The sequence below is a fragment of the Pontibacter sp. CAU 1760 genome, assembly GCF_054482735.1.
In genome coordinates, this window is record NZ_JBTLRL010000005.1 from 11,211 (window position 1) to 35,870 (window position 24,660).

A 24,660-nucleotide genomic window follows, 5' to 3' on the forward strand; every position below is an offset into this window, starting at 1 on the left:
GCTAAACCATTTGGTGGATACCTTTTGTTAACTTGAACAGGGTGCTGGCGAGGCGCGTGATTTGGCTGGGGGTATGGCTGACAGAAAGACAAATCCCTAGCCCAACATTCCCGCCAGGCTGATGCGGAGCCAGTAAGAGGGTATAAATTCCCTGCCCCCGGAGTTGCTGGTACACTGACTCAGTTTCTGCATTGTTTTGCAGGTGCAGCGTCTGCATAGGGAAAAACCTGCCTTTCGGTTTTAGCCCCTTTAGCTGCAATAGCTGCCTGAAAAGGCTGGTGCGCTGCAGCAGTTTCAACCGGAGGCTGCCCCCGTTGCGCTCATTTTCCTGCAGAGCTGACAGGCCTGCTGCCACATGCGCCGCAGAAGCCGGGCTACAGTGTATCCGGGTATCACTCACGTGCTTAAATGCCCTAATCCTATTCCTGCTGGCGCTCAATACAGCCAGAGGCACCCCAAACCCTTTTGCCAACGAACAGATCGTGATGATATCGTGCCCCTGCACACCATACCACTTCAGCAGTCCTCCTCCACCTGTGCCGAAAGGCATCGCGCGGGAAGGATGTGCGCCTAAAATCCCCAAAGCCTGGGTGTCATCTACCAGAAGTGCCCCCTTGTGTTGACGCAACACTGCCAGGTAAGCGGGCAAGGGGGCAGCCCGGCCACAGTGGGGACACCAACCGTCGGTCACGACCACCAACTGCCTGAAGCTGGTTTGTGCGCCAAGCCTCTGATGCAGGCTGCTCGGGTTGTGGTGCTTGAAATACCTCACCGCAGTTCCCTGCGAAACGGCACTCTCCAGCCCCCACTGAGCAATCTGATACACCTTCTCATCGGCTAACACCAGAGTGCCTGGCGCCAGTTTCCCCAGCACATCCCAGAAAAGGTGCAGCGATGAGGGGGCCACGATTCCCTGTTCAAGCCCCTGCATGTGCGCAACTTTCTGGGCGAGCAACAGGTTCTCGAGCGGCTCCCGCACTGTTGCAGGCACCCCCGTGGTCAGGCTTTGCCAGGGGGGAAGGTCCTGCGAAGGATGGCGCAGGCCCAGGTAGAGCGAGGAGGTGAAATCATCCATCTAGCTTTTTCTGATTCGCTTGCAGCGCGGGTGCCATCATGCCCTGGTGCTGCATGCCGCCAGGTCGGGCCATGGACGCTTGCAAGGAGTATTGTTTCCTGCTTTTCTGTATACCCTCCTGCTTCTGCATCAGGAGGGCAGGTGGCAGGAAGCGGTCTTCCACTTCGAGTGCCTGTCCGCGGCTGTCTTTATTCTCGGCACCCAGGTCTACCCCTGTCACGGCACTGTATGCGTGTACGTAGCGTTGCACCTCGTTGCGCCAGTAATAGGCCCAGTTAGCCGCGTTGGTCGCCCCCACGCCTGTGGTGGAGTTCCAGTTTCCAAACCGGATAGAGAGCAGCAGCTGCTCCCCGAAAACGCCCAGGTCGTGGAAGTGCGTGATGTTGGTGGAGCTCCATCCCTGCAGTCCTTTCATCGTGTCTACTTTATCCATCCATGGCTCGGCGTACGGCACCATGATGCGGCCGCCGATAAATTCCCGCATCTCGGGGCGTGACAAAAGCCATTGCTGAATCAGCATCTCGATGCGCGAAGTCCAGGGCAGGTCGCCGTATTGGTTGTGGGCACCTTCAGCCAGCAGCAGGTGCACCTCGCGCAGGTGGTTCAGCAGCGGGAAGCCGTCTGGGATCACCGTTGTGAAATTCGCCTGGTTATAGAAATCAACGCAGGCTTTCAGCAGGCTGTGGAAGGCGCGGATAAAGTCGGTGCGGTGCTCTACCACGTTTACCTGCGGCACGGCCTTACCAATCATGGAGATGCCGTACTCATACTGGTACTCCAGGTTACGGCGTGAAATGCTCAGGCGGTTGCGCTCGTCCTCAATATACCCCCACAGCAGGTTGTTCAGGGGGCGCAGTGGGTCGAGGTTCAGGTTGGCGAGCGGGTCTTTGCCCACCCCGCTCCGCACGTTCTGGAAACGGCGACTGATGGCGTTCATGGTCTGCACCAGTCCGCCCTCCTCGTGCCAGTACGACCAGATCAGCTCCATAAGGCACGGCCCCAGCAGCTCCGTTTTCAGGATGCCGTAGCAGGCGCTGTTCGTAGTCACACTCTCAAAGTCATTTATGGCGATCTCATGGGGCTTCTTCAGCGGTATCTCGTGCAGCTTCTGCCTGATCAGATCAAGGTATGGTAAACTGTAGGTTGACTCACTGCCATTTGTCAGCTTCTTGAGGTACTCGTCGCGTAACTCCGACATGTTAATGTGCGTGCGAGCGGTTCTGCCCCGCTCCTCCGAGGTGTTGAATTGGTTCAGAAGTTCAACGGAAGCATTCGGTTGCAGCAAGCCCGCTGGCACCAGTCCACACTCCTGCATAAGGAAAAACTCGGTCGCATATTTCAGCAAACTGTAGGAGGCCACATTGTGGAAGGGTAACCTGTTCGCCTGGGCGTATACGGCCCTATTTGGGTCCCTGTGTGAGCGTTTGTCGAAGCACATGACACTGTCAATAAACGTCTCATAGGCATCGTATTTCACCGTCCGGTCTCGGATCAGAATCCAGAGCAACTGGTCCGGCGAGTCGATACGGTTGGTTTCCTGCAGGGCCACCTGTATGGGCATGCCCGCCTTAGCGGGTCTGATGCCTACAACCGTATTTTCAGCCAGGTGCACCTGCTGCTGTGTCTGTCCCCGCGCCGGCAGCACCTCAATACGGGTGGGCTCTATCCGCTTTGTCAAGTCCTCATGCACATTGCCGTCCTTGTTCAACACGATAGCCTTCGCCTCATATATCCCCTCGCGCAGGTGCCGGTCCACCTTCCAGATGTACTCTATTTCGTTCTGGTCTTTTAGGGCTGGCTTTACTTTGCGCTTTGCTATCTTAAAATGGCTTTTCTGCTTCATGCTCCGCAGCTCAAAGTCTATGCGGTCGATTTCATCAAAAGCCGAGTCATTGTCCTTGTCGATGTGAAGCGAGAACCTAATTTTATCGTTTGCGTGTACTTTTCCATCCTCCGGATAGAGCAGCACAATACCTGAGTGTTCCATATCATCCTCCTGTTTAATTTGTTGTAATGCTGTTTAAAAAATTGATCTGGCTGATGTGCGCTAACTTTTTTTGCTGGCAACCGGCACAACCGCAGGGCTGCCTCGCGCGCTGCATGGCCCACCTGGTGAGCATGCGCTGCAGCAGCATCGTTTCCTCCACCGTGGAGAGATTGCCATCGGACTTGGCCTGGCCCAATACCGCAAAAACAAGCGTGGGCGATGCCGTGTGCATCAGCGTTGGGGCATAGCGCCACTGCTTAAAAAGCTTTTGCAGGCGGGCGGGCTGTCGCGCCTGAACCGGGAAAACGTCTCTCAGTTTATACCCCCCCAAGCCTTTGGGTCTATGATTCACCACCAGTTCCACAAAGTCCGGTAGCGTGCGCTCCAGCGCCTGGATGGTGTAGCGGGTGGAGGCACGCTGTTTGTCTGGCGGGTAAAAGGTCTCCCAGCGGTTCTCCAGGTACCGCCACTGCAAGTGCGGGTAGAGTAGTTTCCCAAAGGCGAGGCTAAGCTTCACCCTAATCCAGGGGAAAGGGTGAGGGGCGTCTGTGGCAACCCGAAACACGAAATAGGTCGGCAGGCTTACCACATTGATCAGGCCCAGTGTCGCGCCAATGCCCAACTGCGCCATCGCCCAGAAATCAGCAAGGATCTCCGAGATCCACCGGTCCAGCAGCTGCCATGCCCGCACCTCCTCCCCTTGGGAAACCTTCTGTGCGATGGCCTCCTTCACTGAATCGACCAACTGCAGCAGTGCCGCCCCCTGGTGGCCCACCTCGTGTATAATCGACGAGGCAATGCCGCTGCCGATCAGCCTTTCGCGGGGCACTTGTATAACGCCCACCGGGTTATCGTCGCCTCCCGGAAGGCGGGTGCGGGCCCGCCTGATGGCAGCCCCATGCCCGCGCTCCAGAAAACACATCAAAGGGGGGGCTTCGTAAAAGTCCCCTTTGATGTTCAGCGCATCCCTTGCCAACACATCCAGACCTGCCAGCCATACCCCGGTATTATGCTCTCCCCGTTGAGACAAAACATCCGCGAATATATCCAGCTGGTCTAGGAGGTTGTTAAACCGCAGTTTCAGGTATGCGAAACGCCCTTGCGCCTCTGCGGCAGACACCCCGACGGATGCCGGGTTTTTAAGCCATGCCACGTACTGCTCTATCTTTTCCCTCACCTCCTTGCTGACCCTGTTCAGCAAAGTATTGATGCCGTGTTGGGCCTCGGGGGAGATAGCAGCAGCCTGCACCATAGGGGTGTTCAGGGCAAAGGGCCTGAGCATCTCCAACCTGCCTAAAAGCGAGAGCGCCTCATTCTCCAGAAACTGTGTGTCAGCAACAGACCGCATCTTTATAATCCGTATAGCACGATGGTGTTCCCTTTCCGAAGCCAGCCCCCTTTGCGGTTCCGGCCAGACGACCCTCTTGAACTCCCCTTGCCGGACCGGTTGGCTAAAAGCCCCGGAGCATGTTGGCTGGCGGCATTTTTAAGCGCAGCTTTCGCTATTTGCTGTGGAGAGCCGCCTGAGCCACTGCGTGCCAGGTTAGCCCCTTTTTGCATGGCGGCTTTGGCGAAGCGCACGTAGGCTTTGGATATCTCAAACTCCTGGTCTTCCGGGCTGAGCCCTTCCAACTCCAGCTCGAACAGGCGTGAGGCCATCCCCCCTAACTTCTTGCCGATGTCTCCCCCGCTGGAACCCCCAAAGTAGGTGCCAATGGCTTTACCGGCAATGGGAAGCGCTTTTTTGGCTATTTTTTTGAGTGCCCCTTTTACCATCTGGCCCGCGCGGGAACGGGCAAAATTGGAGGCCGCCCTTCCCGCCCTGCGGGCCAGGTTCCCCAGGAACTGGTCTAGCTCCTGTTCGTTGCTGACTGTGAGAAGTTCGCCGGCAATTTCCATTTCCATGCTTTCCTCCCCTTCCCCCTCCTGGTCGTTTAGGAACTCCATGTCAAATTCATCGCTGAACTCCTGGCCATACCCATCGCTTTCCTGATCGAATTCAAATTCATCCTCGAATTCCATTTCGCTTTCAAACTCATGATCTCTGTTGTTGTACATAGCTGTATCGTTTAAAATTTTTAGATGCCACCGTTTCCTTAAAAGTCATACAGCACGATGGTCCTTCCTTTGCGCACCCAGGTTCCCTTTCGCCCGCGCAAGGCAGACCGGTTGCGGCTGCGTCCTCCGGCCAGCAAACCAGGCGCATATTGGCTGGCGGCTTTTTTAATGGCGGCTTTTGCCACTAGCTGCGGTGAGGCGCCGGGGTTATTCTGAGCAACCGAGGCACCTTGCTTCAGCGCCTTGTTGGCAAAGCGTACATAGGCTTTGGAAATTTCCAGCTCCTGGTCCTCCGGACTCATACCCTCCAGCTCCAGCTCAAAGAGCTTGGTGGCCATGGAGCCTAGCTTCCCTCCGAGGGCACCACCCAAGGGGCCACCTACAAAAGTGCCCAGCGCTGAGCCTGCAATGGGCAGCGCCTTCTTAGCCACAGACTTTAGCATCCCCCCTATGGCACGGCCTGCAGAGGAACGGGCAAACTTGCCCACCGCCCGCCCGGCTTTCTTGATCAGCTTTCCCAGAAACTGGTCTAACTCCTGCTCATTGCTCACGCTGAGCAGTTCATAGGCAAGCTCCATCTCCAGGCTGTCAGGCAGTTCGTCCTCATACATAAACTCGAAATCAAACTCCTGGCTAAAATCTTGCTCCGCCTCGTTTCCGAAGCCGTCTAGTTCATCCGATGTAAAGCCATACTCCCCAGCGTAGGCCCCATCTCCGAGCTCCTGACCAAAATCCATTTCGTCAGCATACTCTTGTTCTCTTAAAGTGCGATCGATGTCGTGCATATCAGAATTATTTAAAGTTATTTTTGCAATTACACTGGCTAATGCCAAATGCTGTACCACAATTCAAAAGGGCGTTTGCAGGCAATGGAGCGGGGTGGCCCCGAAATGCGTTTCGCTCGACCAGAAAAAAGTACGGCTCAGGCGAAATTCATTTCGCCTGAAAAGAGGGGATATCAGCTATGGGATGATTGGAGAGAGATTAACGCCAAGTAGAAAGCCTTGATGAAATGTGATGCGATAACTAGAGATCTATCCCAAATATCCATTCTATAGGAAAGAGAACATCTCACAAAAACCCATTCCATATTTCTCCTGCTCAAGGGGTAAGCTGGTCGGGTAATTCTCTCAGTCACAGGCCACTGCTTTGCACATAACAAAACAGCGTTATAACATCTTAAAATAATTCAAAATATTATGCAATTTGATTGATATCCTCAAACCCAGCTAAATGCACTTTGCATAGCTTTTATTAGACAAATAAAGCAACGTTCGTTATTTATAACCAGGGATGATTGGTATTTGATTTTTCATATTACATTTGAAAGACAAACACAAACAATCAACCATGATCCTTACAGCACCCATTCCTGAAAATGAGTTTGAGCGGGTCTTAGACCTGACAGAACTCGACTTAGATTACTCTAACTTAGACGAGAAGTTTAAGGACCTGACGAAGCTGGCCGCACGCGTTGCCGGCACAGAGATCTCGTTGCTGAACTTGATTGATTCCTTTACCCAGTGGACGGTATCAGGGCATGGTTTTGAGGTGACGCAAATGGACAGGGAGGAATCCGTTTGCCAGTATACCATTATGAATGATGCCCCTTTTGAGGTAAAGGATTTGACCTTGGACGAACGTTTTAAGGACAAGGAGTATGTGACAGCTCAACCGCACCTGAAGTTCTACTTCGGTATTCCGCTCAGAACCAACAAAGGCCATAACATTGGCGCACTGTGTGTGCTGGACTCCGAAAACAAGACGCTGAACCCGGAGAAAATAGAGCTGCTGAAAATTATTGCCGATGAGATTGTGAACCGCCTGATGATGGTGCAGGCCATTCATTCGCTGAACTATAACCTGAACGAAGCCAAGGAAGTCAAGAAGCGCGTTGCCCACGACATTCGCGGACCGATTGGCGGCATTATTGGTCTGGCACAACTAATTACCAAGCGCGGCGAGAAAAACAAGCTGGACGACGTGTTGCAGTTCATCAACATGATTCAGAAAAGCGGAACTTCCTTACTGGAACTGGCCGACGAGATCCTGAACGCGGAACTGCAGGCGGCTACCAAAACCCCTGAACTGAAAGAGCACGAATTAAACCTGCTGCAATTTAAGGACAAGCTTGAGAAGCTGTATACCCCGCAGGCCAAAAACAAGAACATCAACTTTGCGGTGGCTATTAACCCAGAGAACGGGGTGGTGCCTTTCCCTAAAAACAAGCTGTTGCAGATCTCGGGCAACCTGATCTCGAACGCCATAAAGTTCACCCCGCCGGCAGGCAGAGTTTCCGTGGACCTGGACCTGGATTTTCTGGAAGGCACTTCTATGCTGCACATTCAGGTAAAGGACTCCGGTGTGGGACTTGCGCAGGAAAACATAGATAAGATACTGACCGGGGCTTCTACATCTACCAACGGGACCAAGGGCGAGCAGGGGTATGGCTTTGGCCTGCCGCTGGTGAAATACCTGATCGATGGCTTGAATGGTACCATGGACATTACCTCCACGGTGGGCGAAGGCACGCAGTTTGACATCCGGCTGCCTGTCTGTTAATTTAGCTTAAAATATCATTCCAAAGCCGTTGCCTTGTGCAGCGGCTTTTTTGTTTCAGGCCCCTCTCCCATTCCGGCTAACGGGGTATAACCGAAAATGCGTCAGGCAGACGGCATAGAGGGTGTCACTCCAATGAATGACGGGCGTCATTTCCGGCAGGCTGGCCTGGTTAACGCTGGGTAGGTAGAGCAAGGCATTTCCCACATAGGAGAGGTCGTGGATTCCCAGGTGCTCGGTGAGGTAATTCAGGAAGAACTCCTTCTCCTCGGGCGCAGACGTGAACCCGATTTCCCTGGTTTTGATATTGTCGGGATCGTCAGCGAGGAGGTAGGTGATTTTAGTGTAGGTGTTGATAGCAATCTGGGGCAGCAATAATCTAGGAACGGTGCTGCGTGCCCTTTTTAAGTCTTGCAGGGCCTGTTCGCTGACTTCCTGGTTTTTCTGCCGCGCCGCCTTCACTTCTTTTCTGTCGCTGCGGAAGAGCAGGGAAGCCACTTTCCGGACGGCGACACCTGCCCGTATCGCCATCCGGCTTTTGTGCTGTTCGCCTGCATGGGCTTGTACAATGGCCGTATACGTGCTGATGAAATGATCGGTGTACTGGAGGTGAAACACTTCTAGTTCGCTGGGTTTTTGCTTCTCCAGCAGATAGGTATGGATGCGCTTTGTCTTTTCCAGCACGGCCTTGATTTGGTCAGCGTAAGGTGTGCCGTGGTAGCGGTGGCACAAATGCTGCAGCGCCTCCAGGCGCTGCCTCGACTCCTGCACATAGGGCAGGTCTTTCTGCGGGACACGCGCGGCATCTTCTGCCACCCTTCGTTGGCCTGCAGCATCCCCCATACCAAAAATTGAGCGCCAGAACCCACTCATATATCCAATATTCGCCTCAGGTGCTGGGTTTCTATTTCTACCTGCAATTTCTCTGCGGCTTTCAGCTCCTCAAAATAAAGATCAAGCGATTGAATGTATACCGCCAACACCTCTTCCTGTTCCGATGTCAGGAACTGGGCAGCGTTGGGCTGTTGGGATTTTTTTTCCGGCATTACTCTGTCTCAATTTTATTTGTCCTGCCATATAGGCCGATGATTTTACTGTTCAGCTCTTCCTGAACATCGGCGAGTTCCTGCACCGCCTCGGCGCGTTTGCGGCTTCCCTCCTCCGACACCTTCATCACAGCATCCAGCGTCTCCACCATGTCGCGGTTTACTTTTTTCAGCGTCTCTACGTCTACGATGCCGCGCTCGTTTTCCTTGGCCGCGCTTACTACATTGGTCTTAAGCAGCTGCGAGTTCTTGAGGAGCATCTCGTTGGTGGTGTCGGTCACCTTTTTCTGAATCTCCAGTGCTTTACGCTGTTTTTCCAGCCCCAGGGCAATGGCTACCTGCTGGCGCCATACCGGAATTACGGTTACGATGGAGTTTTGTATTTTCTGGGCCAGCACCTCGTTGGTGGTCTGTATCATCCGGATCTGCGGCATGGACTGCGTGGCAATGGTATGCGACAAGGTCAGGTCGTGTACTTTTTTCTCAAGGCGGTCTTTGAAGGCCACCAAATCGCTGAGGCGCTGCACCACCAGTTCGTCCTGGTTGCTGGACTCTACTTCGGCCTGCAGGGCAGGTATGGCTTGGTTTTCCAGTTCCTCTATTTTCATCTTGCCAGCGGTAATCACGGCCCGCACCTCGTGTATGTACTCCACGGCCTGCTTAAACATCACCTCCAGCGTGGTGGAGTCCTTCATGATGCTCTGCCGGGTTTTCTCGAGCTTTACCACCACATCATCCACGTTCTCGGAGATGGAGTTATACTGGATGGCAATGCGCTGCGAGCGGTCTTTGATCTTTTTGGCAAACGGCAACCGCGACAGGAAACTGCGCTTCTCTTCCTCGTCCAGCCGGATCATGTTGATCTGGGTGAGCAGCTCGTTAATAGCGGCTCCCGCGTCGCCGGAGTCTTTGGCTTTCACCTTTGTGAGGAGCTCATTGGAATAGTAGCCTAATTTCCGCTGCGTCTCTACGCCGAAGTTGGTCAGGGTTTCGGGCTTTTCAGGGTCGATGGTGGCCGCAATGTCGTGGGCGCGGCGCTGGATCTGCTCTTTGTCTTCGGACAGGGTAATTTCTTTTTTTTCCATGGTGCTTAGGTTCCTAATTGTTGCTTCGATAGTTGGTCGAGGGTATGGAGTTGTTGTTTGAGGTGTAACTGCCGGGCTTCGTTTTCATACCATTCTATCTCGTGGCGGGGCAGGTAATCGCCCAGCAGGTCCCGAACTTCCTTTAACAGTGCCTCCCCTTTTCGGGTCCGGAACGCAGGGTTCCTGTAAAATGCGCTGAGATACTGCACCTTCACTTGCCCGGCCTCCGTTACGGCCAGCTCTTTCACCTCTACAGTCAGCTCCGAGGACCGCGCCTGCTCCGTAACCACCGTGCGGTATACCCCCCTGTTACTGTCCTCCAAGGCACTTCGGCAGACAGCGTGCGCCGCCCCGATTGCCTTGCGCAATTGTCGGTTGGGCTTCAGGTAAAAACCAAACAGGTAGCCCAACACTGCCCCTACTACAAACGTCCAGAAGATCAGCATGATGAGATGTACTTATACACGAAAAGAAGGTTTATATATTTTATACGGGATTTAGGGATGCGGAGATAAAGCGCGCCTTCTGAGCTCAGCAAAGCGTGGAAACAGCTAAAGCCACAAAGGCAGTTTTATAGCTTGTGGGCCATGGCAAGCAACGCATGTATAACAATGCCTGGCAAAGCGCCTTAACAAAACAACAGGTTAGGTGTTGCTCCTCAAACACAAACAAATAATCGATTTCGGCAAGAGACTTGCTTAACTTGCCGCAGAATAAGAGCTTGCTTTTAAAAAGCTTCCTGATTAGCAAAATGCAACCCTATGCACCCTTATATTAAATATCCGCTCTACTTTCTGGGCATCTTCGTGCTGCTCGTCTCTGTGGCTGGCTGTTCGTTCACGCTGATCTCGCCGCAGTTCGGGGCGGAGGCCGAGGGCCAGCGACGCGAAAAGATGCGAAATTCTCCCCATTACCATGACGGTGCTTTTCAGAACACGGTACCGACCAGCATGGAGATCAGCTTCCGGGATTACATGAAACTGATCTCCAAGCAGTTGTTTGGCGACGATAACAACAAGACCCCGGACCATACGCTTCCGGTGCAGATGGTGGACATGGAGCAACTAACCGTACGGCAGGATACGGCTACGGTCATTACCTGGCTGGGGCATTCGGCTTTTCTGGTAGAGATAGATGGCAAGCGCCTCCTGCTCGACCCGATGCTCGGCGACATTGCCTCTCCCATCAGTTTTATTGGCCCCAAGCGATTCTCGAAACTCCCACTCGCCATAGAAGACTTGCCGGAACTGGACGCCATCCTGATCTCGCACGACCATTACGACCACCTGGACTACGGCTCTATCAAAGCACTCACAGCAAAGACCAGGCACTTTTACGTGGCGCTGGGCGTGGGCGCACACCTGGAGCGCTGGGGCGTGCCAGCTGCCAAAATAACAGAATTGGACTGGTGGGAAGAGGCATCTTTCCAGGGCCTGACGTTTGCCGCTACACCGGCGCGGCATTTCTCGGGCAGGGGACTATCCGACAGGATGCATACCCTCTGGGCTTCCTGGGTGATTTTGGGCAAGGAGGACAAGATTTTCTTCAGCGGCGACAGCGGTTACTTTGATGGCTTCCGGGAGATCGGCGACAAATACGGCCCCTTCGACATTACCCTGATGGAATCCGGGCAATATAACAAACTCTGGCCCAACATCCACATGATGCCTGAGCAGTCGGTGCAAGCGCATATCGACCTAAAAGGCAAACTGCTGCTCCCCATCCACTGGGGTAGCTTTGCCCTGGCCATGCACCCCTGGAACGAACCCATCGAGCGAATCACGCAGGAAGCGGATAAAAGGCTGGTTTCCATCACCACGCCACACATTGGCGAACCTGTAATCCTGCACCACCAGACACCGCAGCAAACCTGGTGGAAAGAATATGTAGATAGCACCCATCGATAGGTAAACCTTCCTAGGCTGGAATAATGCGTGCAACCTGTGCAATTAGCAGCTGTACAGAAACCTACCCCTACCTAGAGCAGGGCCGTTTCATTCTCTACTTTACTGGCGCCCCGAATACCTTCGGGGTGTCTAAAAAAGGTGTCGAGTTTGCAACCCGGCTGGGCCAGAGGCCCAATGATACCTTACACGCACGAGACGCGAGCGAAAGCAATATTGAAATGAAACGATAATGCTCCCTAGAGGGGAATACTGTAGATGTAAAAAAGATAAAAGTGAAAATTCCCCTCTTGGGAGCAGGGCCGTTAAGTTCTACTTGATTCTGGCGCGAATCTCCAGATTCGTGTCTTAAAGTGAATGTTGAGTCTCCGACTCAACTGGCCCAAAGGGTCAGAAAATAGTAGGACACGAGCGAGGACGCTCGCGCCATGACTTAATATAATGTAGAACTTAACGGCCCTACATCTTGGGAGGGGCAGAGGGAGGTAAGTTAATAAGACAGTATTGATCAGAATCAATAATTCGGAACAGGAATAATTGCCTAAATTTGGCAATGGATTTTATTGCATTAGACTTTGAAACGGCCACGCCGCAACGCGACAGCCCCTGTGAGATTGGTGTGACGGTGGTGCGCAACAGGCAGCTTATCGAAACCCGCTCCTGGCTGATCAAACCCTTATACTACCCGCACTTCAATTCCTTCAACATCGCAGTGCACGGCATCCGGCCATCAGATGTGCAACACGAGCCTGACTTCCGCGAACTGTGGCCGGAGTTGCAGCCCTACCTCGAAAATCAATTGCTGATCGCCCATAATGCCAGCTTCGACATGAGCGTGCTGCGCAAAACACTGGCTACCTACCATATTCCGTTACCAAGCGCCCGTTATGCCTGCAGCCTGAAATTCTCTAAGAATATCTGGAAAGGTGTGCCCAGGTATGACCTGAAATCGCTCTGTAACCTGCACCGCATCAACTTTCACCATCACCGCGCCGCCTCCGACGCCCATGCCTGCGCCTCCCTTTCGCTGAAAGCCTTTGAATTGACCGGCACCACCTCAGAAGCTGACTTCGCCGCCCGACTGGGATGCAAGATTAGTGCCTTGTGAGCTCATCTGTTTAGCTGGCCTTACAGACCGATCCAATCGTATGCTGGATTATAGGTTGCGATCTAAAGCAAATACAACTTTTCAACCTGCCTTTAGAAATGGCCAATTACACCGTTCGAAAGCTTTATAATTTGGCTAACAGGACATCTGTTTTCTTAACTAATCGTATCTATTCAAAATATTATTAATTCTAACTTTAATACCCACTCTATTATTAACTGTAAATTAATGCGATGGTTAGGCTTATCAGTTTTTCCGGGCAGAAATACAGGCTTTGGTGCTACCTGTGTCTGCTGTTTTTAGGGTTAGATTCCTGTACAGTCAGCGACATGGTGGTGTCCAGGCATATCGCCGATGAACCTGCAAACCCGAAACACCTGTCGCACCAGGGCAAGACGCACTGGTCTTATGTGTGGGGACTGTGGAAAGCGGAGGATTGGGCTGCGGGCTGCCAAACCGGAAGCGATATGTCCAGGGTGCGGGTAAGCACGAATCCCCTTTTCATCACTGTTTCGTTTCTGAGCCTGGGGTTGGTCGTGCCACAGCGCCTGGAGTGGGATTGCGCCCCTCCCTGGCGGGACACCGGCACCATTGGCACTGACGAATAATCTCATCTTTATATCCCCAGCCTATGCCTGCATTACCCCAAGGAATCGAACCATTTCACCCGGCAAGCCCCTGGCGAAACGCCCATGAGAACTTTGTGCATTTCTTTAAACCGAATGCCTCCTATACCCTGCGCATCAACTCCAATGCTTCCCGGCTGGCAGACTATGACGCCACCACTGCCAACATGCAGTGGCTTATCCGGCAAGCCATTAGTACCCGTACGCCCTTCCGGGCCATGGGCAACAACTGGTCGTTCTCGCCGGTAGCGGTGTGCAACGGGGGGATGCTGAACACCAGGGCACTAAACCTCCGATTCCAGATGGCTAACGCATCGCTTTCGCGGGAATACCTGCAAAGCGGAAAAACCAGGGAGGACGTGTTTTTTGTGCAGGGCGGCATTAGCATCCTGGAGCTGAACGAAGTGCTGGAACTACAGTTCAGGCGTAGCATCAAAGCTTCAGGGGGTAGCAACGGGCAGTCGTTGGCGGGCGCTACGGCAACCAACACGCACGGCGGCGCCCTGTATACCGGCTCGGTGCACGACGGTATTGTGGGCCTGCACCTGATTACTGGTCCCAACAGCCATGTGTGGCTGGAACGGGCATCACGGCCCGTGGTATCCGAGAGCTTCGCGCAGGCACTTGGCACCCAAATCCTGCGCGACGATGACCTGTTTAACGCTGCGGTAGTTAGCTTCGGTAGCTTCGGCATCATTCATGGCATCCTGATCGAAACGGAACCCCTGTTTTTGCTGGAAGAGTATCGCTTCGACCATGTACCCTATACCCCCACCCTGCAAGCTGCCATTCAGGAGCAGGACATGGTAGCGCTACGGACATACCTGAACAGGCTGGCCGACGAAAGCCCCTTGCCCGAAAATCAGAAGGTGAGGATGCCTGCCGAAAGCCCTACTAAAAAGTTATACCACCTGGAAGTTGCCATTAACCCGCACCACTTCGAAAAAGGCAGCAAGGAGAAAGGCATCTACATCCGCACGTTCTATAAGATCCCCTGCCCACCTAATTACCGGCCTGTGCATAACAGCCTAGAAAGTGGCCGCACCTTTAGCCCCGACCTGAACGGCATTATCTCCAAAACGCTGGATAGGCTTGGGCCAACTGTTAACATGCACCTGATCAAGCCTCTGGTGAATGCGCTGTTCGAGCGCACGCTTCGGGCAGCCCAACCCAAGCCGCTCACCATCGGCGAGACGTTTCGCCATACCCGCTTTCGGGGGCAGATTGCCAGTGCAGCCCTGGCCGTTTCCACCCAGGACGTATTCAGGGTCATTGAGGTAATTCTGGAGCTGAACAAGCGGCAGCCATTTGCCGGCGGTATTGCCCTGCGCTTCGTAAAGGGCACTCCGGCCCTGCTGGGCTTCACGAAATATGCCAAAACCTGTGTGCTGGAAATGGATGCCGTGGATGCGAACATTACCCGGGATTTCTTTACCAAGGTATGGCTGCAACTAGAGGCGCTCAGGATTGATTATACCCTGCACTGGGGTAAGCTAAACTACATTTTGAACCCCGAAAGAGTGCGCCGCATGTATGGCCAGCAGCAGGTGAACAAATGGCTGCAGAGCCGCGCCTTCCTCCTCGACCCCTCCACCCAGCAGGTATTCACAAATGATTTCATGAAGCAGTGCGGCCTGGATGTCATCACTCCAGGAGGTGGGCCTTTTGTTTAAGGCTTGCTAAGCGGTGATGGGGTATAGCCTTGGAAGTACTGGGGAGAGAAGGTATACCACGTGACGGTTTTGAGCCACCCTTCACGCATGTTCATACCTATGGCTCGGTTTATCCAAGCATTTTCAGAAAATATAGCTCTCTTCCTCTTTAATTTGAATAGCATTTTTTTAGTAGAGAAGTACTTTTCTTTTATTGCTGGTCATATCATATTGTAAAGCCCCACCACAGGGAATCAATCGATCCATAATAAAGCTTTTGAAGCGTGTGTGAATAAAAATGCCGCAGCTTAGAAAATTAAAATCTCAGCAACTATCAGAGCATGTTCTTAACTTTAAAAGCAAAATCAAACAATACGAAAAAGATTTAATCTCAGTCCCGCAATTGTTGCCTCGCAATGTGCCCCTTTAATTCTACAACTACAACAGGTTTATTCCCAAATGAATAGATTTCAGGACCTCCTTTCCCAGTTCCAGAACATCAACACCTGGAAAAGCAAAGGCACCCGTGCACCGCACAAGCCATTGCTTATTTTGATAGCTTTGGGCGAGATTCAGCGAGGGAACATCGGCTTTATACCTTATACTAGCATAGAACCAAAGCTAAAGGATCTGCTCATTGATTTTGGTCCATACAGGAAGAGCTACTACCCTAACTTCCCGTTTACAAAATTGGCAAATGATGGGCTTTGGCAGCTGAACGAACCGGCTCTGATTGATACAAAGCAAGATTATACTTCAAAGTTTCTACGCGAACACCATTTAGCAGGTAAGTTTCCGGAACATGTGACACAACAGTTAAAACAAAACCCAGCACTACTTCAAAACATTGCAGTAATCATTCTTGAACAGAATTTTCCTGAAACACTACACCAGAATATTTTGGATGCAGTTGGTTTAGATTTAAGTCTTACACCTGCAATTAGCCATATCACAGAACAGAAACGGAAACGAGATCCGCTTTTTCGGGACATTATCTTAAAAGCCTATGGGTACCAATGTGCCGTTTGTGGGTTTAGCGTACGGCTGCGGCATCAACTGTTGGCCCTGGAAGCAGCGCATATCATGTGGCATCAAGCTGGTGGCCCCGACGTTGAGGTAAACGGATTGGCGCTGTGTGCTACGCATCATAAGCTTTTTGATATGGGTGCTTTTACAGTCACCCCTGATCTTATGTTGCGGGTTTCCGACGAAGTGAATGGCTTTGGCGCTGAAGAATGGCTACTGCGACACGAAGGAAAGTTAATTAAGCCTCCCCAAAAGAAATCGCTATACCCTAACCTTGAATTCACGACATGGCACGTGAACGAGGTTTTTAAAGGAGATTACCGTAATTCTTAGCTTAGAAAGCTTTTTGGTATTTGTATCTTGCAGCATTAAAGCCCCTACATATGCCGCACCTTCCCCATTATACCACCATTGCACAGGATGCATTTAATGCCTATCTGGACCAGCAGATTAACCTGGCTACGCTCATGAGCCGGTTGCGCGAAATAGAACTTCAGGTGCAGTCTGAGGACGAGGAAGACACGGAGAAAACGCTGTGGTTCCGCTTTTTCGCCGGTGATCCGATGCAGACCACCATCAGCGACATTGAGAAGGATTTACAGGACCCCGCCCACCCCAACAGCAGAATTCTGCTGCAAGGCATTGCCTTGGGCCTCGATGCGAATGAACTGGAGGTACACGTCAGCTAAATTGGAATGAACTTAATGATCTCGTAGAAACGATTTACTTAAGCCGCTCCACTATCTGGTTTCCCGAAGACACATCATACTGCTCCCCTACATCCAGCGTGATGATCGCGTTGCGGTCTTCCGCCTCATAACCGTTCTCTTCCGTAAAGTAATTCTCCGTTACCTCTTTTTCCCGCGCTTCATAGGCGTTTATCCCATGGTCATCCCAATCGCCCCACTTGCATAAAAACAGTTTATTTTTCAACTTCTCATAATTTTAAAGTGTATGCTATTTGCCAGGGATGGGCGCACCTTATGTTAGGCAAGCCATTACCCTAAGCCAGTTATAGTATTGTATCCCCCAATCAGCGTACCCATGCCAGTTCAAAGTGCATTCCGTCTGATCTGGTAAAATGCCCGCCCCAGTAAAAGCCGTTCTGGTTCGCGATGGCTACCAGTTCGCGAACCGAACCCTTTTGACCGACCAGGGCAGGCTGCGTTCCCAGCATGTTCCAGGCATAGTTAATGTCGAATGCGGTGCCAAAAGCGTGATTGCTAAGTTGGGTGCGGCTGCCTCGGATAAAGCGCGGCGCATAAGCCCCGTGCCAGGTCAGGACAAGGCGCAGCAGGTGATGCTGCTCCCACTCCCGCCAAAGCTGCTGCAATTGTGCAGCTGCCATCCGATGGAAGTATACCCCCACTCCCCCCATTACCCGCGCCAACTGGGGTACCTCTACCCGCACAATATGCTGGTGCGCCCAATTATCCAGCACTTCTATATGCTCGGGATTGTCGGGCCGGGGCTGCGACTTATATCTGAAATGCCCGAAAATAGAGGCGCGGTCTCTATGGCTTATCAAAGGGCGAAAATTTGGTTTTGGTGGCCAATGCTCTCCTAGTATCCCCTGCCGGTCGTCGTCCAGCAAGCCAAAACCCAGGGTCATCGCCATTCCCATGGTTCTGTTTCCTACAATACCATCGGGCTGCAACCCATACAATCCCTGAAACGCCTCCGTCGCTTTCTTAGTCATGTCACCAAACAGGCCGTCTACTGCACCTGGGTTCAGGAGTTGGCCGGTCAGGAAGAACTGCCACCGTTTTACATCAGCACCTTTATCACCAATTTTGAGGACCTTCATGTAGTGTTTAAACAATTTAAATTTAAACCATTCTTATAGGATATACGCGATTGAAAGTCCAAAGTGCTACTTCTGCTACTGTAAATCGATAGCCAATACATCTCTAAAAGTTTGGGTATGACGAACCGAGGAAAAATAAAGCATTAATAATACCGCGTACCTAACGTATTGAAATGGCGGAAACTAAATAAGATTTCTGCAAAAAAGTGGGATAACATTACGTATAGCACTTAAATTACTCGTATCTTCCTTTAAATTAAATGATGTATTATGGGAAAGTCACAAGACGCAAAGAAAGACGTCAAGAAAAAAGCAGCGAAAACGCCTAAGGAAAAGCAGGCGGCTAAGCTTGAAAAGAAAAAGAACAGCTACGACTAAAACAAAGCGAGGCACAGGGTATAAAAACCTTGTGCCTCGCTCTTTTACGGGCGTATTCTTCCTGTGCGCGGGTACTCAATTGTTGCGGCTATAAGTTGTAAAAGTGTATATTTACTTTTTTAAATTTAGACGGAACCTAGCGCAAAGCTTAGCATTTATACCATGAGCCAATTAACCATTAGTAGCCTGGCAGAGCTTGCCCAATACGAAGGCAAGGAAATGGGCGTGTCGGATTACCACACCATCACGCAGGCGCAAATCACGCAGTTTGCCAACGCTACCCTGGACCACCAGTGGATTCACCTGGACGAAGCGCGTGCCCAGACAGAATCTCCGTTCGGTGGCACCATCGCCCACGGCTACCTGACGGTATCGTTGCTGCCTTATCTGTGGTCGCAAATTGCCAGCATTCAGAACCTGAAAATGCAGGTGAACTATGAAATTGAGTCGCTGCGCTTTAACCAGGCCGTAGTGGTGAACAGCGCTGTGCGCTTGCGTGCTAAACTGCTTTCGTTGAAAGACCTACGCGGTATTGCCAAAGCCCGGCTAGAGGTAACGCTGGAAATTAAAGACAGTAAAAAACCGGCTTATACGGGTATCATCACTTTCCTATACCACTTCAATAGTTAAAAGCGAAGGGTTGTATCATGCGCCAGCTGGCATGTCAGTGCTGTGAGTCCCTTCAGCTTTCGCCTTGTCCAGTTCAAAGACCTGAAGCGCGCCTTACTTTACTTCCAGGGTGCTCTCATTGATGCCCAGCTTATTCTTGGAGTGCAGCACTACCGGGAAGCCCCACAGGGACTTGATGTGCTCCAAGGTTGCCATAGCGGTATCCGCATCCAGGCGGCGGTCTTTCTGAATGTAGTGCGTCAGGTAGAGTTTGCTGGTTTTGTGCAGGTCTACTTTGGTGACTTGTATGTTAGGCACAAAATTCGAGCGCTCATATTGCTGGCTCAGTTGCTCCCGTACCTTGCGGTAGCCCCGCTCGTTATGAATGGCCCCGATCTCGTAAACGTCCTCGTGCTCATCGTCCACAATAGTGAACAGGCGCATATCGCGTATCACCTTCGGCGACAAGTACTGCAGTATAAAGCTGTCGTCCCGGAAGTTCTCCATCACGTAGTGCACCTGCTCCAGCCAGTCTTTCCCAATTAAACCCGGAAACCAGAGGCGGTCTTCGGGCGTCGGGTCCTGGCAAATGCGCTTGATATCCATAAAAATATTGAAGCCGAGGGTATAGGGGTTCAGCCCGGAGTAGAACTTGCTGTTATACTCGGGTTGGTAGAGCACGCCGCTGTGGCTCTTGATGAACTCGAGCATGAACCCATCATTCACATAGCCTTCGTCAAACAGCTTGTTGATGATGTGGTAGTGCGTGAAGGTGGCAAAGCCCTCGTTCATCACTTTGGTGGCGGCCTGCGGATAAAAATACTGCGACACCTTCCGCACTATTCGGATGATCTCCCGTTTCCAGTCAGGCAAGGCCGGGGCGTATTTCTCAATAAAGTAAAGAATGTTCTCCTCCGGCTCTTTCGGGAAGCGCTGCTCTTCGCCTCCTACCACGCCTTCAGGCACTTCCGGGGTTTTGGGTAGCGTTTTCCAGATCACGTTGTAATTCTCGCGTTTCACAGAAGTCAGCATCTTCAACCGCTCATTCTCTTCTTTCGCCGACCGCTTGGAGGGCTTTTTATATTTGTCTACCCCGTGGTACATCAGCGCATGCGCCGCATCCAGTACCCGCTCTACTTCTTCTTCGCCGAACTCTTCCTCGCACTTCAAAATAAAATCCCTGGCAAACACCATGTAGTCCACAATGGAGTCGGCAGAAGTCCAGTCGAGGAACATGTAGTTATTGGCAAAAAAGGCATTGTGGCCCTGACAGGCGTGGGCAATCACCAGCAGCATCATACAGGTAGAGTTGTTCTCCATGTTGTAACTGATGCAGGGGTTGGAGTTGATTACCAATTCGTAGGAAAGCCCCATGCGGCCTTTTGTATAGTTGTTTTGGTTCAGCACAAAGTCTTTCCCGAACTTCCAGTGGGGGTATGAGGTGGGCAAGCCGGTAAGGGAATAGGCATCCAGCATCTGCTCAGAAGTTACGATCTCAATCTGGTTAGGATAGGTCTTCAGTTTCAGGTACTCCCGCCCAATCTTACTGATCACTTCATCCGCAGCTTCCAACGTGTCATAGTCCCAGTTAGGATTGCAGAACATCGCTTTGTATCTTTCAGTATCTTTCATGTTGTTGCTGGGTTAATATCACCAATTGAGTAGCACATTACCTCTGTTATTACTTTTTCAGCCAACGGTTCCTCTTGCCACTTCCCTTTTAAAAAGTGATTTTGAATCTGGGAAGTTTATGATCCCCAAAATCATAATTTTCCTGTTGACAGAACACGCCATACATTATCCCATCACAGCCTCTTTACTTTTCCGGAAAAGCCCCTGGAACACGGGCCAGATTTCGTAGGGTTCGTAAATATGCCGGATCGCAAATTCATCGTCGTTGCTGATGCGGTGGTAGGCCTGCCACAGGTCGCTCTCTTTGGCTTTGTTGCTGATCTCGATATAGGCCATGTACTGGATATCAGGCAGGATATGCTCCTGCAGCAGTTTCTTGCATTCCAGGGCATCCTGCTTCGACCATACATCCCCATCAGAAGCCTGGCAGCAGTACACATTCCAGGTATCATCGTAGCGCTCCCGCATGATGGTTTCCATCAGCTTCAGCGAGGGGGCCACTACGGTACCGCCGCTTTCCCGGGAGTTGAAAAATTCCTCCTCGCTGACTTCCTTGGCTTCGGTATGGTGCCGGATAAACACCAGTTCCACGTTCTTATACTGCCTGGTCAGGAAGATATAGAGCAGCGTGAAAAAGCGTTTCGCAATGTCCTTCTCGTGCTGCCCCATGGAGGCCGACACGTCCATGATGCAGAACATGACCGCAGAGGTAATCGGCACAGGCACCCGCTCAAAATTGTTATAGCGCAAGTCGATGTCTTCGAAAAAAGGGATGGTCTGGGCTTGCCGCCTTACCTGCTCTACCTGCAGCGCTAACGCTTCTTTGGCGGCCTTCCCTTTTGTTGCGGCCAGTTCCTCTTCCAGTGCTTTCAGCTTTTTCTCCAACACACCCTTGAGCGCCATGCGCCTGCCCAACGACTGCTGGAAACTAGTTTTGATGTTAAGTCGGGAGGGCACGCTGTCTTTGGTATAGCCTGCACGGCGCAGCGAAAAGTTCTCGGTGCTTTCCATCATCTTCTTCACCATGTTGGGCAGAGCGAGGTCATCAAAGAAGTACTTCAGAAACTCCTCCCGCGACAGCACCACCGTAAACTCATCCTCTGTTACCTCCGGGCTGTTTGAACCTTTACCCTTTCCGCTGCCGCCATTTTCCTTGGGCTTGGGTATGCGGTCGCCTTCACTAAATTTGTCGTTACCCGGTTTCACGATCTGCTTCCTGCCGGTTTTGGGGTCATGCCGGAAGCTGGGTTCGTCCAGGCCGCGCACCGGCACCTTCACGCTTCCGCCCGTTTGAGTATCTTTTATACTCTCCTGGCTGATCACGTCCGGTATAGCTTTCTTGATCTGGTGCTCGACGCGCTTCAGGAACTTCTGCCGGTTACCCGTGGATTTCCCCTTGTCATTCTTTCTTCTATCAACGATATGGCTCATATAAGTTGGGCGTTAGAAGGTTTGTAAGTCAAAGAGTTTAGGGTGCGTGTGCTTGAGAGTAGAAAATCAAGAGATGGGGATACATGAACAGGTTTTATACCTGACACAGGAACAGTTACCAGTTTGCTGTACCCTACTTCCTCAACTTTCTGACTCCCAGACACAAATCTTTCTCACCCCTATCAGGACATGGTTTTACGCACGCGCATAAACCAGTCAACAAGAATCCTGATCTGCTTATCGGTATAACCGCGGTCGCGCATCCTCTTGGTAAAATCTTTGTGCTTCTTCTCGTCCTCCTCATTGGCTTTTACCGTGAAAGAGACCACTGGCAGCAAGTCTTCGGTGTTGGTAAAGATTTTCTTCTCGATCACCGACTTTATCTTCTCATAAGAGTCCCAGCGCGGGCTTTCACCACTGTGGTTGGCCTTGTAGCGCAGCGTGAAGTTGGTTACCTCCGCTCGGAAGTCTTTTGGATTGGCAATACCCGCCGGCTTTTCAATCTTCTCCAGTTCGGCGTTCAGGATGCTGCGGTCGAAAATCTCTCCGGAGTCAGGGTCACGGTAGTCGTTATTCTGCATCCAATGGTCAGCATACACCACATACTTCTCAAAGATGTTCTGGCCGTAAGAACTATAAGACTCAATGTAGGCTTTCTGAATCTCGTCGGAGATATACTCAGCATACTTGCTGGCCAGCAACGACTTGATGAGGTGCAGGTACTTGGTTTCAGTTTCAGGCGGCAGCATCATCTTGATGACCTCCTGCTCCAGCACATATAAGAGATGCACCGGGTTAGCGGCAATTTCCTCACTGTCGAAGTTAAATACCTTGGAAAGGATCTTGAAGGCGAAGCGAGTCGAAATCCCCTGCATTCCCTCATTTATGCCGGCATCGTCGCGGTACTCCTGTAGCGACTTGGCATTGGGGTCAGTTTCCCGGAGCGTTTCGCCGTTGTATACCCGCATCTTGGAGTAGATACTGGAGTTTTCCGGCTCCTTCAGGCGTGAAAGCACTGAGAATTCGGCCAGCAGCTCAATAGTTTTCGGGGCGCAAGGCGCGTCTTTCAGCGAGCTTTCCTTGATCAGCTTCTCATAAATCTTGATCTCCTCGCTCACGCGCAGGCAATAAGGCACCTGCACCTTGTAAATACGATCCAGAAAGGCTTCGTTCTTCTTGTCGTTCAGGAACTTCGCCCACTCCGACTCGTTAGAGTGCGCCAGGATAATGCCGTCGAACGGAATAGCGCCAATAGGCTCAGTACCCTTGTAGTTTTTTTCCTGGGTGGCCGTCAGGAGCGGGTTCAGCACTTTGATAGGCGCTTTAAACATCTCCACGAACTCCAGCAGGCCCTGGTTGGCCAGGCAAAGGCCACCGGTATAAGAGTAAGCGTCCGGGTCACTTTGCTGAAATTCAGCCAATTTCCGAATATCCACTTTTCCTACCAGCGTCGAGATGTCCTGGTTGTTCTCGTCCCCTGGCTCTGTCTTGGAGATGGCAATCTGCTCCTGTATGGATGGGAACAACTTGACCACCTTAAAGCGGTTGATGTCGCCGTCGAATTCGCGCAGCCTCTTCGAGGCCCAGGGGCTCATGCAACCGGGCACATAGCGGCTCGGAATATGGTACTCCTCCTCCAGTTCATCGGCATAGTCGGCAAAGAGACCAAGCGGGCTTTCGAAAACCGGGCTGAGTTCCTCGCCAGCCTTCAGCACATAAATGGGGTTTTGCTGCATCATGTGCTTCAGCTTTTCGGCTAGCGAGCTTTTACCCCCGCCAACAGGCCCCATCAGGTACAGGATCTGCTTTTTCTCCTCCAGGCCCTGTGCAGAGTGCCTGAAGTAAGAAACGATCTGCTCGATGGTGCTTTCCATGCCATAAAACTCCTTGAAAGCAGGGTATACCTTGATTCGGCGGTTCGAGAAAATCCTGCTCATCACCGGATCCTGGCGGGTATCCACCACCTCCGGCTCGCCGATGGCATTTAATATTCTTTCTGCGGGCTTCGCATACATCTGCGGGTCCTTCTTGCACTCCTCGAGGTAGGCAGCTACTGTCATCTCGTTAGAAGAAGCACTGTAATTGGTTTTGATTTTTTCTAAAATGTTCATAGAGGGTGGAACTTTAAAACGTTTTCAGAATCATTTTATAATCTGTAGCCAAAGCAGCGGCGCAACATGTATTCCTGGGAAGCAACTAACTGCTAAAAGACTATATTCATCATAGCGAATGCTGTTATGAGTATCAATTCATTATTCAACGGTGGCATCGGTCTGCCACCTTAGTGACGCTGTTGCTATCTGAAACTTACTTAATGCATGTAAGACAGTCAAGGTAGTTTCAGTGTAACAGGTAAAAATCCAACTGCAATATTTATCCTAAAGCAGCTGAGACAATGCCTGGATAATCAGGGCAGCCTTCATTCTCTTAAGGCCCGGAAGTCATTCTTACGCAGATGCTCACACCTGACGCCGAAAGCCTTTTACCCTGTGTTATACCCGGCCCAACTGTAACAGGCTCATCTGAAAGCTTCGGTTAAGCTCACAGAAGCTGCGGCACAAAGCGCGTTATCTTAGAAACAGAAAAGGGAATTTTTAAATTCAATATCGATAATATTTTATGAAGCTTCATCTGAAATATTATTCAGTTCTTTCTTAAAAATATTATGCCTGATGTT

Annotated in this window: 22 protein-coding genes; 8 read left to right on the forward strand and 14 right to left on the reverse strand. The window is 51.5% G+C overall.

Annotation, left to right across the window (positions count from 1 at the left end; all coding sequences use genetic code 11):
• Nucleotide 1 precedes the first annotated feature (1 nt).
• The 5 genes from ACXYMU_RS08385 to ACXYMU_RS08405 are packed head-to-tail and all read right to left on the reverse strand — an operon-like array spanning nt 2 to nt 5,905.
• Nucleotides 2-1,075 (reverse strand): aminotransferase class I/II-fold pyridoxal phosphate-dependent enzyme, encoded by a 1,074-nt coding sequence (locus ACXYMU_RS08385; protein ID WP_458985922.1) that lies wholly within the window; start codon nt 1,073-1,075, stop codon nt 2-4.
• On the reverse strand, nt 1,068-3,062 hold the full coding sequence (locus ACXYMU_RS08390) for a hypothetical protein (protein WP_458985923.1): 1,995 nt from the start codon (nt 3,060-3,062) through the stop codon (nt 1,068-1,070). Before ACXYMU_RS08390 ends, ACXYMU_RS08385 begins: the two co-directional genes overlap by 8 nt.
• A 13-nt stretch (nt 3,063-3,075) precedes the next feature.
• Nucleotides 3,076-4,410, reverse strand: coding sequence for a hypothetical protein (locus tag ACXYMU_RS08395; protein ID WP_458985924.1), 1,335 nt, complete (start codon nt 4,408-4,410; stop codon nt 3,076-3,078).
• Nucleotides 4,411-4,412: 2 nt separating this feature from the next.
• A complete protein-coding gene (locus ACXYMU_RS08400; RefSeq protein WP_458985925.1) occupies nt 4,413-5,120 on the reverse strand; it encodes a hypothetical protein in 708 nt (235 codons plus the stop codon).
• Between the two features lie 38 nt (nt 5,121-5,158).
• The gene (locus ACXYMU_RS08405) at nt 5,159-5,905 is read right to left on the reverse strand and encodes a hypothetical protein (RefSeq protein WP_458985926.1); all 747 of its coding nucleotides are present in this window, start codon (nt 5,903-5,905) and stop codon (nt 5,159-5,161) included.
• Nucleotides 5,906-6,470: 565 nt separating this feature from the next.
• Here ACXYMU_RS08405 and ACXYMU_RS08410 point away from each other — a divergent pair.
• On the forward strand, nt 6,471-7,682 hold the full coding sequence (locus ACXYMU_RS08410) for a GAF domain-containing sensor histidine kinase (protein ID WP_458985927.1): 1,212 nt from the start codon (nt 6,471-6,473) through the stop codon (nt 7,680-7,682).
• Nucleotides 7,683-7,736: 54 nt separating this feature from the next.
• Here the strand turns inward: ACXYMU_RS08410 and ACXYMU_RS08415 are convergent, their stop codons facing one another.
• From ACXYMU_RS08415 to ACXYMU_RS08430, 4 genes are read right to left on the reverse strand one after another with little or no spacing between them, the layout of a single operon-like run.
• Complete coding sequence (locus ACXYMU_RS08415; protein ID WP_458985928.1) at nt 7,737-8,552, reverse strand: hypothetical protein; 816 nt, start codon at nt 8,550-8,552, stop codon at nt 7,737-7,739.
• Entirely contained in the window at nt 8,549-8,725 is a 177-nt protein-coding gene (locus tag ACXYMU_RS08420; protein WP_458985929.1) for a hypothetical protein, read from the reverse strand. The genes ACXYMU_RS08415 and ACXYMU_RS08420 overlap by 4 nt, the downstream gene beginning before the upstream one ends.
• On the reverse strand, nt 8,725-9,810 hold the full coding sequence (locus tag ACXYMU_RS08425; protein WP_458985930.1) for a toxic anion resistance protein: 1,086 nt from the start codon (nt 9,808-9,810) through the stop codon (nt 8,725-8,727). Before ACXYMU_RS08425 ends, ACXYMU_RS08420 begins: the two co-directional genes overlap by 1 nt.
• A gap of 5 nt (nt 9,811-9,815) precedes the next feature.
• Nucleotides 9,816-10,256, reverse strand: a complete 441-nt coding sequence (locus ACXYMU_RS08430; RefSeq protein WP_458985931.1) for a hypothetical protein — start codon at nt 10,254-10,256, stop codon at nt 9,816-9,818.
• 315 nt (nt 10,257-10,571) lie between these two features.
• Here ACXYMU_RS08430 and ACXYMU_RS08435 point away from each other — a divergent pair, with 315 nt between their 5' ends.
• The 6 genes from ACXYMU_RS08435 to ACXYMU_RS08460 all read left to right on the forward strand — a co-directional run bounded on the left by ACXYMU_RS08435 (nt 10,572) and on the right by ACXYMU_RS08460 (nt 16,815).
• Nucleotides 10,572-11,717: an MBL fold metallo-hydrolase gene (locus ACXYMU_RS08435; protein ID WP_458985932.1), complete on the forward strand. Its 1,146-nt coding sequence runs from the start codon at nt 10,572-10,574 to the stop codon at nt 11,715-11,717.
• Nucleotides 11,718-12,267: 550 nt separating this feature from the next.
• Nucleotides 12,268-12,822, forward strand: coding sequence for a 3'-5' exonuclease (locus ACXYMU_RS08440; RefSeq protein ID WP_458985933.1), 555 nt, complete (start codon nt 12,268-12,270; stop codon nt 12,820-12,822).
• Between the two features lie 233 nt (nt 12,823-13,055).
• Nucleotides 13,056-13,430, forward strand: a complete 375-nt coding sequence (locus tag ACXYMU_RS08445; RefSeq protein WP_458985934.1) for a hypothetical protein — start codon at nt 13,056-13,058, stop codon at nt 13,428-13,430.
• 23 nt (nt 13,431-13,453) lie between these two features.
• Entirely contained in the window at nt 13,454-15,121 is a 1,668-nt protein-coding gene (locus tag ACXYMU_RS08450; protein ID WP_458985935.1) for an FAD-binding protein, read from the forward strand.
• 438 nt (nt 15,122-15,559) lie between these two features.
• Complete coding sequence (locus tag ACXYMU_RS08455; RefSeq protein ID WP_458985936.1) at nt 15,560-16,459, forward strand: phosphorothioated DNA-binding restriction endonuclease; 900 nt, start codon at nt 15,560-15,562, stop codon at nt 16,457-16,459.
• Nucleotides 16,460-16,509: 50 nt separating this feature from the next.
• Nucleotides 16,510-16,815 (forward strand): hypothetical protein, encoded by a 306-nt coding sequence (locus ACXYMU_RS08460; RefSeq protein ID WP_458985937.1) that lies wholly within the window; start codon nt 16,510-16,512, stop codon nt 16,813-16,815.
• A gap of 34 nt (nt 16,816-16,849) precedes the next feature.
• Here the strand turns inward: ACXYMU_RS08460 and ACXYMU_RS08465 are convergent, their stop codons facing one another.
• Entirely contained in the window at nt 16,850-17,059 is a 210-nt protein-coding gene (locus ACXYMU_RS08465; RefSeq protein ID WP_458985938.1) for a hypothetical protein, read from the reverse strand.
• A gap of 100 nt (nt 17,060-17,159) precedes the next feature.
• Nucleotides 17,160-17,933: a M15 family metallopeptidase gene (locus ACXYMU_RS08470; RefSeq protein ID WP_458985939.1), complete on the reverse strand. Its 774-nt coding sequence runs from the start codon at nt 17,931-17,933 to the stop codon at nt 17,160-17,162.
• 540 nt (nt 17,934-18,473) lie between these two features.
• On the opposite strand from ACXYMU_RS08470, the gene ACXYMU_RS08475 reads away from it, so the two are divergent.
• Entirely contained in the window at nt 18,474-18,941 is a 468-nt protein-coding gene (locus ACXYMU_RS08475; protein ID WP_458985940.1) for a MaoC family dehydratase, read from the forward strand.
• 93 nt (nt 18,942-19,034) lie between these two features.
• Here ACXYMU_RS08475 and ACXYMU_RS08480 read toward each other — a convergent pair whose 3' ends face one another.
• The 3 genes from ACXYMU_RS08480 to ACXYMU_RS08490 all read right to left on the reverse strand — a co-directional run bounded on the left by ACXYMU_RS08480 (nt 19,035) and on the right by ACXYMU_RS08490 (nt 24,094).
• Complete coding sequence (locus ACXYMU_RS08480; RefSeq protein ID WP_458985941.1) at nt 19,035-20,552, reverse strand: SpoVR family protein; 1,518 nt, start codon at nt 20,550-20,552, stop codon at nt 19,035-19,037.
• 165 nt (nt 20,553-20,717) lie between these two features.
• A complete protein-coding gene (locus ACXYMU_RS08485) occupies nt 20,718-21,983 on the reverse strand; it encodes a YeaH/YhbH family protein (RefSeq protein ID WP_458985942.1) in 1,266 nt (421 codons plus the stop codon).
• Between the two features lie 182 nt (nt 21,984-22,165).
• On the reverse strand, nt 22,166-24,094 hold the full coding sequence (locus ACXYMU_RS08490) for a PrkA family serine protein kinase (RefSeq protein ID WP_458985943.1): 1,929 nt from the start codon (nt 24,092-24,094) through the stop codon (nt 22,166-22,168).
• Nucleotides 24,095-24,660: the final 566 nt, after the last annotated feature.